This is a genomic window from Virgibacillus sp. GM2-2 (assembly GCF_055329585.1).
Map to the genome: position 1 here is coordinate 441165 of NZ_JBUZWC010000001.1, position 14278 is coordinate 455442.

General features: G+C 37.9%; 10 protein-coding genes. 1 reads left to right on the forward strand and 9 read right to left on the reverse strand.

What is annotated here, in order from left to right; translation table 11 throughout:
• Positions 1–436: 436 nt before the first annotated feature.
• From ACY9Z2_RS01930 to ACY9Z2_RS01960, 7 genes are all read right to left on the reverse strand, one after another.
• The gene (locus tag ACY9Z2_RS01930) at positions 437–586 is read right to left on the reverse strand and encodes a hypothetical protein (RefSeq protein WP_463607911.1); all 150 of its coding nucleotides are present in this window, start codon (positions 584–586) and stop codon (positions 437–439) included.
• 380 nt (positions 587–966) lie between these two features.
• Entirely contained in the window at positions 967–4113 is a 3147-nt protein-coding gene (locus ACY9Z2_RS01935; RefSeq protein WP_463607912.1) for a DEAD/DEAH box helicase, read from the reverse strand.
• A 667-nt stretch (positions 4114–4780) separates the two neighbouring features.
• The gene (locus ACY9Z2_RS01940) at positions 4781–6808 is read right to left on the reverse strand and encodes an ABC transporter permease subunit (protein ID WP_463607913.1); all 2028 of its coding nucleotides are present in this window, start codon (positions 6806–6808) and stop codon (positions 4781–4783) included.
• Between the two features lie 189 nt (positions 6809–6997).
• Entirely contained in the window at positions 6998–8206 is a 1209-nt protein-coding gene (locus tag ACY9Z2_RS01945) for an MFS transporter (protein ID WP_463607914.1), read from the reverse strand.
• A 283-nt stretch (positions 8207–8489) separates the two neighbouring features.
• Complete coding sequence (locus tag ACY9Z2_RS01950; RefSeq protein WP_463607915.1) at positions 8490–8585, reverse strand: putative holin-like toxin; 96 nt, start codon at positions 8583–8585, stop codon at positions 8490–8492.
• A gap of 122 nt (positions 8586–8707) precedes the next feature.
• Positions 8708–9424, reverse strand: coding sequence for a sulfite exporter TauE/SafE family protein (locus tag ACY9Z2_RS01955; RefSeq protein ID WP_463607916.1), 717 nt, complete (start codon positions 9422–9424; stop codon positions 8708–8710).
• Between the two features lie 189 nt (positions 9425–9613).
• A complete protein-coding gene (locus ACY9Z2_RS01960; protein ID WP_463607917.1) occupies positions 9614–11026 on the reverse strand; it encodes an amidase in 1413 nt (470 codons plus the stop codon).
• A 209-nt stretch (positions 11027–11235) separates the two neighbouring features.
• Here ACY9Z2_RS01960 and ACY9Z2_RS01965 point away from each other — a divergent pair, with 209 nt between their 5' ends.
• Positions 11236–12318, forward strand: coding sequence for an N-acetylmuramoyl-L-alanine amidase family protein (locus ACY9Z2_RS01965; RefSeq protein ID WP_463607918.1), 1083 nt, complete (start codon positions 11236–11238; stop codon positions 12316–12318).
• Positions 12319–12493: 175 nt separating this feature from the next.
• On the opposite strand, the gene ACY9Z2_RS01970 is transcribed toward ACY9Z2_RS01965, so the two are convergent.
• Positions 12494–13288, reverse strand: coding sequence for an ABC transporter ATP-binding protein (locus ACY9Z2_RS01970; protein WP_463607919.1), 795 nt, complete (start codon positions 13286–13288; stop codon positions 12494–12496).
• Position 13289: 1 nt separating this feature from the next.
• Entirely contained in the window at positions 13290–14264 is a 975-nt protein-coding gene (locus ACY9Z2_RS01975) for an ABC transporter permease (protein WP_463607920.1), read from the reverse strand.
• Between the last annotated feature and the right edge of the window lie 14 nt (positions 14265–14278).

Here is a 14278-nt window from a genome sequence, read left to right on the forward strand (position 1 = left end):
TTTTAGCAAAATAAGGTCTCCTGTGTCCTCATCCATCCAGAATTTGCCCATTTTTATCCAAATAGCGTACCTGATGTCCGCCAATCGCAAATACCTTTTCTATTTCGTCCCGTGTTGGGATTTCACCGCGGCCAATTAGATCGATCCCGAAGTTACAGCGTTGCTCGGTAAGAAAAAATCAACATTGCGCCTTAACTTTTTGTCCAAAAACAACCAGGGGATTTTACTTAGAAAAGCGCAAGCGCCCGTTTAGCAACGTACAAACTGGAGCACTTCGAAATGAGATAAAGGAAACACGGTGAGGTACGAACCCATGTTGACTTATCGCAGTGGAGGAGTGTGAAGTTTGCTAGTTGCTGGGCGCTGGAGCTAGACAGCTTTTCGTTTATACTTTCTTTGCTACAAACAAAAAAATACCCAATTACGGGTATCTGCTTTATCCTTTATCATTAAACAAATAACTCATAATTTGTTCAAATAATGCAACATCATCTGTCACTAAAAAGATTGGTAATAATAGAATTGCAAGTATTACTGCAAGATTAGCAACTAAGAACTTCGTAAATCCTTGAGCGATTTTTTTCATTAGTTCCATCCCCTTTGTACTTATATATTCCCGTTATTCCTTCGCATGAAACACATTGCCGAAAAGATTACCTTGCTATTTACCATCATACGCATTGGTTCTTTTAATGTTGACGTTGCCTCCTTTTTAAAAAGGTATATTCATTTTATCACCATACCGAAAATATTTCAGGTGTTTTTTTGAGTGCATTAAAAAAGTTCAGTGTAGCCGGTCTCTTCAAGATAATAGTACTCCTACATTGGTGGAAATTCATTAGAAAACTTGGCTTGTCGCCAAGCCTTTCTTTATGGCGAAAGCCTTAGTTTCACTTATGCAGTAAGAAAGGATTTATACTTTCTTACCTGCCCAAAAAGGCGCCTAGCCACATGCTAGACGCTCTTTTATATACTCAACAATTCTCTAATATCCTCTTCACTTAGACTAGATAGCATTTGTTCGCCTGGTTGGATAACTTGGTCGATTAATTCACGCTTCTTTTGTTGGAGTGCATATATTTTATCTTCAATCGTACCTTCCGTAACCATGCGAATGACCTGAACGACATTCTTCTGTCCAAATCGATGAGCACGACCGGTAGCCTGATCCTCGACCGCAGGATTCCACCAAAGGTCATATAGTATTACGGTATCAGCACCCGTTAAATTTAAACCAGTACCGCCTGCCTTTAAGGAAATCAGAAAGACGCTTTTTTCTCCATTATTAAAGCGTTCACTCATCTGAACTCGTTCCTGCGATGGTGTTTGGCCATGTAAATAAAAATACTCAATTCCATCATCATCTAGCTTTCCTTTAATAATTTCATGCATGCTCGTGAATTGAGAGAAGATCAGCATACGCTTTCCGTTCTCTACCGCATTATTTACCGTTTGCATAAGCTGCTCTAATTTTCCTGACTTTCCTGTATAGTTCTCGATAAACAAGGAAGGATGACAGCAAATTTGTCGCAGTCTGGTAAGCCCCGCCAATATTTTCATACGATTTTTATGAAAGTCTTGGTTATTTAAGCTTTGTGCGGTTTCCTGTTGGAGTTCCCGCAAGTATCCAAGGTAAAGTTCTTTTTGCTGTTTCGTTAAATCAGACACATGAACGGTTTCGATTTTTTCCGGTAGTTCCTTTAATACTTCCGATTTCAATCGTCTTAAAATAAACGGTTTTGTCAGCATTGCAATTTTCTCATTTGATAGCTGCTTGAAATCACGTTGGCTAGGCATTAGTCCAGGTAATATGACTTGGAAAATTGCCCACAGTTCATCAATAGAATTTTCAATTGGCGTTCCGCTTAACGCAAATCGATGTCCTGCCTTTATTTCACGAATTGCACGCGATGTTTTCGTCGCATAGTTTTTAATATATTGCGCTTCATCCAAAATCAGTGAATGGAACGTTATATCCTGATATAATTCAATATCCTGTCTTAATGTTGCGTAAGATGTAATCCATACGTCATCTCCAACAGTTGGATCAATCATTGCCATTCGTTCTTGCGGATTTCCCGCGATGACACGGACACGCAGATCTGGTGCAAATTTTTCACATTCATTTTTCCAGTTATACAATACTGATGATGGAGCGACAATTAGGTGTGGCAGTTCCTGCTCTAAAGATAGTAAATAAGCAATGCTTTGAATTGTTTTCCCTAACCCCATATCATCCGCTAAAATGCCACCTAAGCGATAATGGCTTAATGACTTAAACCACTGAAATCCTGTTTCCTGATAATTGCGTAGTGATGCGTTCAAATTATTAGGGATTTCATACACCTGTTCTTCTGGAGATTTCAAATGATGTAAAAGCTTGCGAAATGTTGGATCATAGTTTTTCTTTGTTCCAATTAATTGATCAACCTGAGCACCTCTAAATGCTGGCAGTTGAACATTTCCGTCTTGTAAGTCATCTTTTTTTAGGTCGAGTTCAGTCATCAACTCTTGGATGGAAGTAAATTCATCGCCCTCAAGCGACATCAACGCTCCACTATCCATGCGATAATAGCGCTTTTTTTCCAATACCGCGCGGAGAATGTCATTAATTTCATTATCATTAATTCCATCCATGCTAAAGCCTATTTCTAGCAAATTGTTCGAGGATTCCAACCTCACACTCGTACTCGGAATTGGTTCATTTTCCACATAAAATCTACGAATGTCAGAGGTTAAAAATAGCTCGACATATGACTCAAACAGCGGTAGTACATCATATAAAAATTCATAAAGGGTTTCTTCGTCTGCACCAATATACAATTCTTTACCATTAAAATGAAAATTTGCATGTTCGATTAATTGCATAATCTGTTGCTCTTTTTCTATATCACGAATAATGAGGACGTCTTCTTCCTTTTTACCGTTAAACGGATCAAGTTGATAAGTACCGTAATGGTATTCCAATTTACCTGTAACCAAATCGGATTTCAAATCAATGTATAGTTTTGCCTTCAAAGGAACTTGTATGATTTCTGATGCAACATTTTCATCTATTTGCATCTCGCCTACCTTTTTCAAGGAAGGAACAACCTCGGAAAGAAACACATCCGCTTGATCCTTAGGAATGGGCAAGCTCGTGTTATTATTTACAAGCTTACTTACCTGTTCCAGCAGTGGCACTTGATCTTTTCCCGGGAAATAAAAAGTTCCTTTATTAAATAAGAGTTGATAATTGCCAAAATAAATAGCATCCTCCATCCCTTTTATGGCAAGTGCTAGTTCATTTCCATTATTTTTTTCTAATTTAAATTCAAATGGAAGGTCGTTTTCCTCGACGGAAATGTTTTGGTAAATATTCCGATTGGTGTCGACAATAAAATCATGTTCGACCAATTTTTTCAGTAAATCTTTCGCTAATAATGGAGAAATGGAGATCGAGCGACCTTCTGATATATGTGACTGGTAACGATATAACGAGTGGCCTTCATATAACCGCTCATTCTGTACAATTGCCATGATTTGTTCAAACAAATCTAAATCCTCAGGTGCAAAATAGTGCAGTTCAGGATTGTAAGTGAATGTTTTGGTAAAATAATGCTCCCGTTCTTGAAACACATCCTGCAAAAAGCTGTAAATATCTTTTACGACTAGTCGTCGGTTCTCTCCAACCTTCATTTCAAGAAAAAGTGTATCACCATAAGCCCATTTACAAATATACTCTACCTGCAATAACTGGCGATTGATACTTAGGCTTGACGCTCGTTTTTGTTGTTGAATGTCAGAGATTGATTGGATAAAATCCTTTGTTGTCCGAAACTTATCAACATGTCGTCCAACACCCTGTTCACGGTGTCTTCTACCAATTGCAAACAAAACCGCTACAACGTGCTTACATTGATTGTAGGTTTTAAATGCAGGACAATCACAATAGGCATCTGATAGCTCATGTGGCATTCGTTTCGTATTTACTTCAACAAAATAATTTTCACTACCGTAAACCGTTGCGGTCCAGACATGAAAATTAATATCGTATAATAATTCGGTTACTCTTCCCTGATGAAAATACTCTAATCCACGTTCATATACTTGGGAAGGAAACAAACGTTGCATATGGAAAATATCGTAGCTTTTCAATTCAGGTGACCCTACCTTCTTGTATACAGTATCCTTCTATTGTATATGAGATGCGAAACTTTTGAAACAAATGACTGCCTATTTTGTTAGAAAAGCGCAAGCGCCCGTTTAGCAACGTACAAACTAGAGCACTCCGAAATGAGATAAAGGAAACACGGTGAGGTACGAGCCGATGTTGACTTATCGCAGTGGAGAAGTGTGAAGTTTGCTAGTTGCTGGGCGCTGGAGCTAGACAGCTTTTCGTTTATACTTTCTTTGCTTGTTAGAAAAACCTAGTTAACACATGCTTCATAAACTGCGAGATAATCCATCTGGAGTTATTAGAACCCAAAGATTGCGCAGTATCGGACACAGAAGTCGTTATTTTTACTTTTCACACCTGTTTTAAACGTTAAGCGGACTCAGGATACCTTATTTAGATAAAAACAGATTGAAATCATGCTTTTTTCACTAAATAGAGCATCCTGTGTCCGCTAACATACAGTTTTGACCTGATTTTACTCAAATAAGGGCTCTGGAGTCCGCTTAATATAATTTCTCCACTAACTGCATTCTGGTTGGCCGATACACAACTAAACTTCAGTGGCTATAAGCTCACATAGAAGTTTGCCTTACGAATGTAGGCGCTAAAAGGAATTTACTATTATTGATTATTTGGTTCAATTCGCTCAAAGCTTTCCGCGGTCGGCTGATAATTTGATGAGCTGTCATCATTGATTACCTTGTTCTGCTTCGATTTACGAAGCTTAAAAATAACGCCGACCTTAATTTGTTGCATTTCTTTTACTCCTTGTATAATTAGTTGCATCGCAAAAATGCTTACCATAAACGCAAGAAGTACAGAAGCAATCAACCAGTATTGTCCTGTTGATATTGCATACATCGTGGAACCAATCATTCCTGACCATTCATACGTTATTGACCTAGGTGGATCTTGTACTAGTCCAAAGCTTACATTTGTCCCACCAAAGAAAAAGTTAAAGATACCTAAGTGCATAAAGATTAATAACACTTGGATGAATTGTTGACCAAAGAGAATAGTCATCCTCGCTCCAATATGAGGAAGCACGTGTCGCCAAAAGATGTGGAATTTGCTCCCACCAAGTACTTTTGCACTCAAAATAAACTCATAGTTCAATACCCGCTTCATTTCATTACCTAATAACACTGTGGTTAACGGAACAACTAAAATGGTAAGAATTAAAATTTCCAGTAAAATCCGCTCTGTAAATGAATATGCGAATCCATTAAGCTGTTCGAGCAGAATCGGTGAAAGCAATAAATATGCAATAACACTTAATGGGAGAAAGTGAATGGAATCGACTAATTTTTCCAGCCAACTTTGACGTTTTGGCCCTAGTGAAAATGCGAAAAATACTCCACCAATTAACCCAATAAACACACGTAACAAAGCTATTAATAGTGCGAAAAATAGTGTATATTTTGCACCAATAACTAGCATGTCAAAAATACTAAATCCGGCACCGTCTGTACCCAACAAGAAGGGAACAGGTGGGTCATGTGGGGGGGAACTTTTAATCGTTACCCCATCGTCTTCGTAAATAATTCCTGCCTGATCAATATGATTATTGGTAGTCATCGAGTAAATCAAACTATAGCTTATTAAACCAATGAAAAATATACTACCAATCGCAAACTTTACATTTTTCATATGTCTAACAAACGTAATTACTGTATCTGTAAATGGTTTCCACGGTTTCACTTTTTTCCAGTTGATTTGTTTGAATTCCTGAATTAAGTTTTTCACCCATAGTATTGGGTTATAAGAATATTTCTTTTTCATCCTTAATTGATTCTCAGTTATTGTATTTTGATCAGTCCAAAAATCAACCACTTGAAAGATTAAAAAGAATGGTGTAAACAACAAGATCAATGCGGCAGCGATTGTCATTGGTGTAAAGCTCTCTACTATATAATAGGTTAAACCATGAACATTAAACATTCGCTCTATAATAAATTGACTTGATAATGTCGCCCAAATAATTACTTTTGAATGTTGAAATGCTGTTGGCAGTATATTTCTCAAAACGTGCCGAACCAAAATTCCTGCTTTCTTAATCCCTTTACTTTTTAAAAATCCTACATAGTCTTTTAAAAATTCCTCTTCAATTGTAAGGAGTAGAATCTTAAATAACGATACCATCGGTAAAATTGCTAATGTGATAATTGGACCAAGATAAGCTTGTTTGTCCATATATGATGCAACTCTAAATAAATCTACACCATACGTTTGATACGCCCAGATTACGATAATTTGTAAAATAGCAGCGATCACAATGTCTGGAATAGATTCCAAAAAGTCTAAACTACTTTTTATACTCTGTAATATCTTTTTTGGAAGAAAATTTGCTAGAAAAGCAAAAATAAATGCTAAAGAAAAACCGAGTAATAATGCACCAATTAAGATTTCCATTGAGTATATAAATGGATCCCATAACGTACCGATAAGTGAAAATTTCCCTGGTGAAAGGGGTACTTGATAAAGCCATGAATCCGGTTGTATAAACGTTACAAGAAACGATCCTAAATCAGAAAAGTAAGCTAACGGATCTGATATTCCCTTTGTAGCAAAAAATCGCGGAAATACACTTATACAAAGTATTCCGAAAACTCCAAGCAAATAAAAAACCCCTATTTTTACGAAACGCATAGACTCCCCCCAACCAAAATTGTTAGAACAGCGTAAGCGCCTGGACAGACAAGCCATGCATAAGCAGAGTGGTGCTGTGTAGATGGTTTTTCTACACGGCAACGAACTACTTATAACTCGAGTGTCTAGGCGCTAAAGCTAGACATTTTATCTATTTATTTAAAAATTTCGGTAAGACTAGTCTACTACTTATCGACTATTCTGACCACCCATGATTTTTTTTGTTCGTATTAATAGATAAATATAAAGAATGATAGAAAGCATTACCGATCCGGCTGAGGTAATATAAATCACACTATAATCATACATGAAGGCAAGCTGCCCAAAGGTTATTGCACCAATTCCAACCCCTAAATCAAAAAAGGAGAAAAATGTTGCATTTGCCATACCTTTTCGATTGTCTGCAGCCTTATCAACAGCCCATGCTTGAAGTGCTGGCTGAACACTACCAAAGCCAAGACCGTACATTCCTCCAGCAATAAGCATAACTAGTGTACTTGGTAGCCAAGAAAGCAAACACATTGCTCCAAAAATTAATAGAGTACCTGGAACAAATACATAAAAATGCCCTTTTGTATCATAAATTTTCCCAGCAAATGTCCGGGAAATCATTAGAAAGATCGCAAATACTAGAAAATAAGACTCGATACCATCAATATTTTTTTCTGCCGCATAGAGTGGAAGAAATGATGCAATTCCACCAAATGAAACGGTAATAAAGAATAACAGTAACGATGGTTGGATAGCAGTTTTTTCAAAAATATCAAACTTAACCGTAGTCGTTTTATTGGGAGACTGTTCCACTTTTTTATATCGAATCTTTGATGATAATAAAAATGCTGTTAAACCGAGTGCTGCACATATTAAAAACAACTCACGGAAAGACATAATGCCAACGAGCGTTAATCCAAGTGAAGGGCCGAATGCCAGAGCGATGTTACCGGACAAACCAAAGTAGCCCATTCCTTCTCCTCTTCTATTAGGTGGAATTAAATCAGTAGCAACCGTACCGGTGGCAGTTGTTGAAAAGCCCCATCCGACACCTTGCACAATCCGCATCAAAAATAAAAAGAGTATACTTGCAACAAATGCATATGTCCCAACTGATAAAACAAATATAGCCAGTCCGATCATATATACATACCGTCTACCTTTTGATTCAAGTGCATGTCCGGCGTACGGTCGTAACAATAATGCTGAAAAAGTAAATATTCCGGTTATAATACCGATTAACTGATCACTTCCACCAAGCTCTTTTACAAATAACGGAATAGTCGGAAGTGTCATTTGAAATCCAAGAAATATAAAGAAATTCGCCAAACAAACGAGAACGAAATCCCGTGTCCAAATTTTATCAGGCAAAGGAGTATTTCTTGTCGCAGTATTTTGCATGCTCATGGTTTATCCCCCTTTTTCTTTCGATACTCGAAATATAAGTATACACGAGTTCTGAAGGAAAAGAAATGTATTGAGCGATAAAACTAGGTGGACATTTTACCGAGATAGCGAGGGGATAGCGGTTCAAAATTGGATGGAATAGGTGGTATATTTGACCCACTTCATTACTATATATAATAAGACCACAGCCTAAAAACTGTGGTCTTTAGATAAGCGGTTCCCACGAGGGAGTCAGCTTTCTATGCGATAGACCTCCATTAGTTAAGAAAGGTGTTATGGAGGTCTATTTTCTATTGATCAAGGCTATTACGAACGCGAGGAGAGTAATCAACAAGGAACCAAATCCAATTAGTACCATCAATACTTCGTATAAACTCATGAGGCACCACCTCCTATTTCGGAAGGCTAGCCTGACTTCCCTAAGGAAACATTATCTACTAGTAGTATATTAATCAAGTTCTTAATCGGAAACGTACATTCACACAGAATGCATGTCCATTTTTACAATTGCTGTATGAGCAAATACAATCCCGTGAAAAATAGTAGAATGTACGTAATAATCCGGAATAGTTGTTGATTAATCCGTTTAAATAGAAGTTGGCCAACAATTAAACCAACGATTACCAATGGCAAACCTTTTGCACTTGAAACCCAGATTAGTTGAGAAGTACCTGCAACGATAATCTGAATGACTAAGCTTATTAAGTAGATAAACAAATAAAAGGCTAGAGTAGTTGCCCGAAGTGTATTTTTTGACGTATTCGTTCCAGAAAAATAAAGTAAAATTGGTGGCCCAGGCATCCCAATACTCGTTGTAAAAGCACCTGAAAATCCACCAATCATGAAGTCACGATTGATTGTTTGTTTGATTCGATAGTTAAGGACCAACAGAGTAGTTAACATTAATATAAGCACACTTACACATATTTTTAAAAACGTCATATCCAGTAAACTGAAAACCGTAATTCCAATTGGTAGCCCTAGTAAACTCCCCATTATAAAACGTTTCATAATCCCGTAATCAATATCTTGTTTAATTTTGGCAATCAAGGCGATAGAAATAATTAACGATAAAATTAAATTGATTTGTATGGCTTCTCGTGGTTCAAACAATAGTAATAAAAAAGGTGTAGCCATGATAGAAAAACCAAATCCAGTGCTAGTTTGAAGAATCGAAGCTATTAATATAATGATAGAAAAGATTATTAACGTATCCAAGAAAACACCTGCAATCTATCTGAATTGAATCTTGTTACTAGTTTATCATAAGAACATTTTTATTTTGAGATGAAGTAAGCGGTTTTAGCCACTATGTCTATTCTATGTGGCACTTAGGAGTTAATATCAACTATCAATCTATCTACTTCAATAACAGTCAAAAAGCGCTACGGTTTCGTAGCGCTTTCGTCAGTCTATCGTCTTAAATCCTTCAATTAACTTTTCGTACGCGTGACTTGCTCGTAATACTAGTCCATCATTAAATCGATTACCTGCAAGCTGCATGCCAATTGGCAACCTATTTTTCGTAAAACCTGCTGGTATTGATGCGGCAGGTAGTCCAGTCATATTGTATATATGTGTCATCATCCAATCAGAATCAGCTTCAATTTTTTTACCTTCGATTTCTTCAGGTCCAAGCAGATTGTAATTAAAAGCTGGAACAGCGAGAGTCGGTGATAACACCAAATCGTATTTCTCAAAATGCTTCTGAAGTTCTCTCCACACTGTCGTCCGCTTTTGCTGATAGCCGATATATTCACTTGTTGAGACGTCAAATCCGCGTTCAATCATCGTGTGGTAGGATGGCGTTAACAATTCAGGTGTATCGCGTAGCATGGTTGCTCCACCCGCAGCCGCTGCTGCATACCACGTATTTTTGAAAAAACCAAGGAACTGGTGTAGCGTCATTCCAAAGTCCATAGAAACTTCTTCTACCTCTGCACCTAGCTTTTTCCATAATTGTATTTGCTGATCAATTACTTCAAGTATCTCATTATCAACCGTGTACATCCCAAAATCCCTTGTATACGCAATTTTAACTCCCGCTAAGTCACCTTCCACTTGTTCTAGTAAGTCTTTATCAAAACGTGGGAGCGAAAATGGATCTGTAGTTGATGGTCCTTGTGTTACATCTACAAAAAGTGCTGCATCTCGTACTGTTCGTGTTAGTGGTCCATGATTAACAAATGGATTATTTGAACCAAATGCGTTTACTAGACTATTATCCATTGGGATTCTACCATATGATGGTTTAAAGCCGTAAACACCACAAAAGCTTGCCGGAATACGCACGGATCCACCACCATCGCTTCCTTCTGCAAACGGAACCATATTGGCAGCCACTGCGGCTGCTGATCCGCCACTAGATCCACCTGCAGTTTTCTCTACATTCCAAGGATTCTTTGTTGCGCCATATAGTAGATTATCTGTTGTTCCTTTATGACCAAAATCGGGTGTATTTGTTTTTCCGATGATAATTGCCCCAGCTGCTTTTAAACGCTTGACTAATGTCGCATCACGATCAGGCACATGATCGGCAAAAACCTTTGTTCCAAATGATGTTTTCAAGCCTTTTGTAGGAGTTAAATCCTTAATGCCAACAGGTACTCCGTGTAGCGGTCCTAATCCTTTCCCTTGGAAAACTGCCTCTTCAGCCTTCTTCGCTTCATCCATTGCATGAGAATTTAGCGTAACAAATGCATTTACGTTCTTGTTTTCTTTTTCAATTTGATTTATGTAAAAATCCATTACTTCAACTGGTGAAATTTTATTTGTACGTATGTCTTGTGCTATTTTTTCTACGGTGTAATTTTTATCCATTTGTGCACCTCATTTCCCTTTTTTCGACAATATCAATTGTATCATTTTTACCATTTATAAAGGAATTCAAACGATTGTGCGTACATACTAGGACCTACTGTTAAAAAAACTAGTAAAATAGCATGATTTTTCCCACAAATCGTTTGGAAGGTTGTATAATAGGTAATAATTTATTACATGTTTTTACCAATTTATGAAAGGAGGACACAATGAAAGACTTAAGGTATTTATTATTTGGCATGGCATTTTTGCTATTATTTTTTATTATTTCACCGACTATTTACGCACACAATGGAAACACGTATGAAGTAGGAACATCCTCCCTAAATGTAAGGAGTGCTCCATCACATGATGCTACCATCATCGGTAGTTTACAACCAGGTGATCAAGTTGTAGCTTTTGAGGAGCGCTATGGTTGGATTCAAACTTATTATGATGGCCAGGTTGCATGGGTTGCATCACAATTTCTGTACCCTACAAAGCAATCGGATAGCCCTAACATGAGCCTAGATGAGACCATAACGGTAAATGTTGCAGGAGTTCATATACGAACCGGCCCAGGGACGGATTATTCTATTAAAGGCTTCACTACAACAGGAGATACATACACGAAAATAGAAACAAAAAATGACTGGCATAAGGTAATGTTACAGGATGGGTCGACAGGGTGGATTGCAGCATGGCTAACAAATACACCAACACCAGATAACAACAATGAAAAAATGGTACTGCAATCAAATAAATCAACAAATGGTTCATTAGACGGGTACAATATCGTACTAGATCCCGGCCATGGGGGTAAGGACCCTGGAGCAATTGGTTTCAATGGAATTATGGAGAAAAATTTAACGCTTTCAACTACCGAAATTGTTGCATCTTATTTACGTGAGGCTGGTGCAACAGTAAAAGTTACACGCGAAAACGATTACTATTTGTCTTTAGAAGAGCGGGTGCAGTTTAGCAACCAATTTGCGACAGACGCATTCATCAGTTTACATTACAATGCCTATCCATTTATGGCCGTAAATGGTGTTGGCACTTACTACTATAACAGTGGAGAAGGTCTTGCTCGTTCCATTCAACAGGAGATTGCCGAGCGTGTTTCACTAAATAACCGAGGAATTCATTATGGTAATTATCATGTATTACGCGAAAACAGTGACTTGTCGGTTCTAATCGAGCTTGGGTTTATCACAAATCCAAATGACTTATTTATCATTCAAACAAGTCAATACCAAAACAATGTAGCACAGGCGATTACCGCTGGTGTGAAAAATTATTTTCTGAGATAAATTAACGAGGTTTGTCACTGTTATTGGTTCCAAACGAAAGAATAGAGGCTGAGACATAAGTATTTTTATCAAAGTAAATTCGAGCAATATAAATTGCGTAATAAAACCGCTCCGGAAATATAGCTCATTGTTCATGATTTTACTTGATAAGATTTCTTTTGCCCCAGCCTTTTCTTTATCCTAACACTGCTCGATCACTTTCAAATTGTTCTCCACGAATCCGTTTGAACTCATGTAACAACTTTTCGATTGTCAATTGTTGTTTTTCAGAGCCTTTTACATCAAAAATTATTTGTCCCTTATCCATCATAATTAATCGATTCCCCAAATCTAACGCTTGTTGCATATTGTGGGTAACCATTAGTGTAGTCAGTTCAAACTTCTCTACTACATCTCTCGTTAATGTTGTGATCAGTTCCGCTCGCGCAGGATCCAAAGCAGCAGTGTGCTCATCTAGTAATAAGATCTCAGGCTCTGTGAACGTCGCCATCAACAACGAAAGCGCTTGTCGTTCTCCACCTGATAGCAAACCAACTCTTGCGTTCAATCGGTTTTCTAGTCCTAGATTCAACGTATTCAGGTATTCCTTGAACATGACCTTTCTCTTCGCTGTCACGCCAGGTTTAAGCCTTCTTTTTTTATCCCTCGCATACGCCATTGCCAGATTTTCCTCAATAGTCATTGATGGAGAAGTTCCGGACATAGGGTCCTGGAACACTCTTCCAACAAATGCCGAACGCTTGTATTCCGGCATGTGAACGACTTGTTTATCATCAATGAAAACATCGCCAATGTCCGGGCTTAGGTTTCCCGAGATAACGTTCATGAGAGTCGACTTTCCAGCACCGTTACTACCGATTACCGTAACAAAATCCCCTTTATTCAATGACAAATTTATTGATTGTAAAGCCCTTTTTTCATCGGGGGTGTCTTCGTTAAATGTGATTGAGATATTTTGTAGACGAAGCATGCTACACCTCCATTTTTAAATGTGCTTGTTTTCGCAACCGTCGTTTTTTCTCTTTTCGAGCTGACAATAGTTTAGGTGCTACTAGCGCCGCAATTACTAAAATGGCTGTAATTGCTTTCATATCACCTGCTTTTAAAAATTCAACCTGTAATGCTAACGTAACTACAATTCGGTAGACAATTGCACCAAGGATTACAGCTAGTGTCGTTCTGGCAATCGTTTTCGTTCCAAACAATGCTTCACCTATGATTACGGAAGCGAGTCCGATTATAATCATCCCGATTCCCATTCCAACATCTGCAAATCCACCATGTTGGGCAATTAATGCCCCTGAGAAAGCAACTAGCGCGTTTGATATCCCGACCCCGAAGATAATAAGCCAATCAGTATTACCTGAGAGACTTCTAATCATTTTTTGGTTATCACCAGTAGCGCGGATCGCTAGTCCCACTTCTGTTTTCAGGAAATAATCAGTTATTAACTTAATTGCTAATGTCACGATGATCATGAGTATAACAATTGCCCACGTTCCAGGAAGCTGTTCTACACCAAAAAATTGCACAATTCCATTTAAAAATGCATCAATTCCAGTTGCTGCCCAAACTGATTCTAGTTGTTTAAAAATGGTTGATTCTCGTAAAAGTGATAATGTAGGTTGTCCCATGATTCGTAGGTTAATAGAGTACAAGGCAATCATCATAATAATCCCTGCTAATAATGCATTAATTTTACCCTTTGTATGAAGTACACCTGTTACACAACCTGCCAAAAATCCAGCAACTGCTGCTAGCAATGTTGCAATGGCTGGTGGTACACCATTCATCATCGTGATTGCAGCAACAGCTGCCCCTGTCACAAAGCTTCCATCTACCGTTAAATCAGGAAAATCTAAGACGCGGAATGTTAAATAAACGCCCAATGCCATAATTGCATAGATTACTCCTGATTCGACAGCTCCAAATAATGAATAAAACATATTGTAATCCCCCC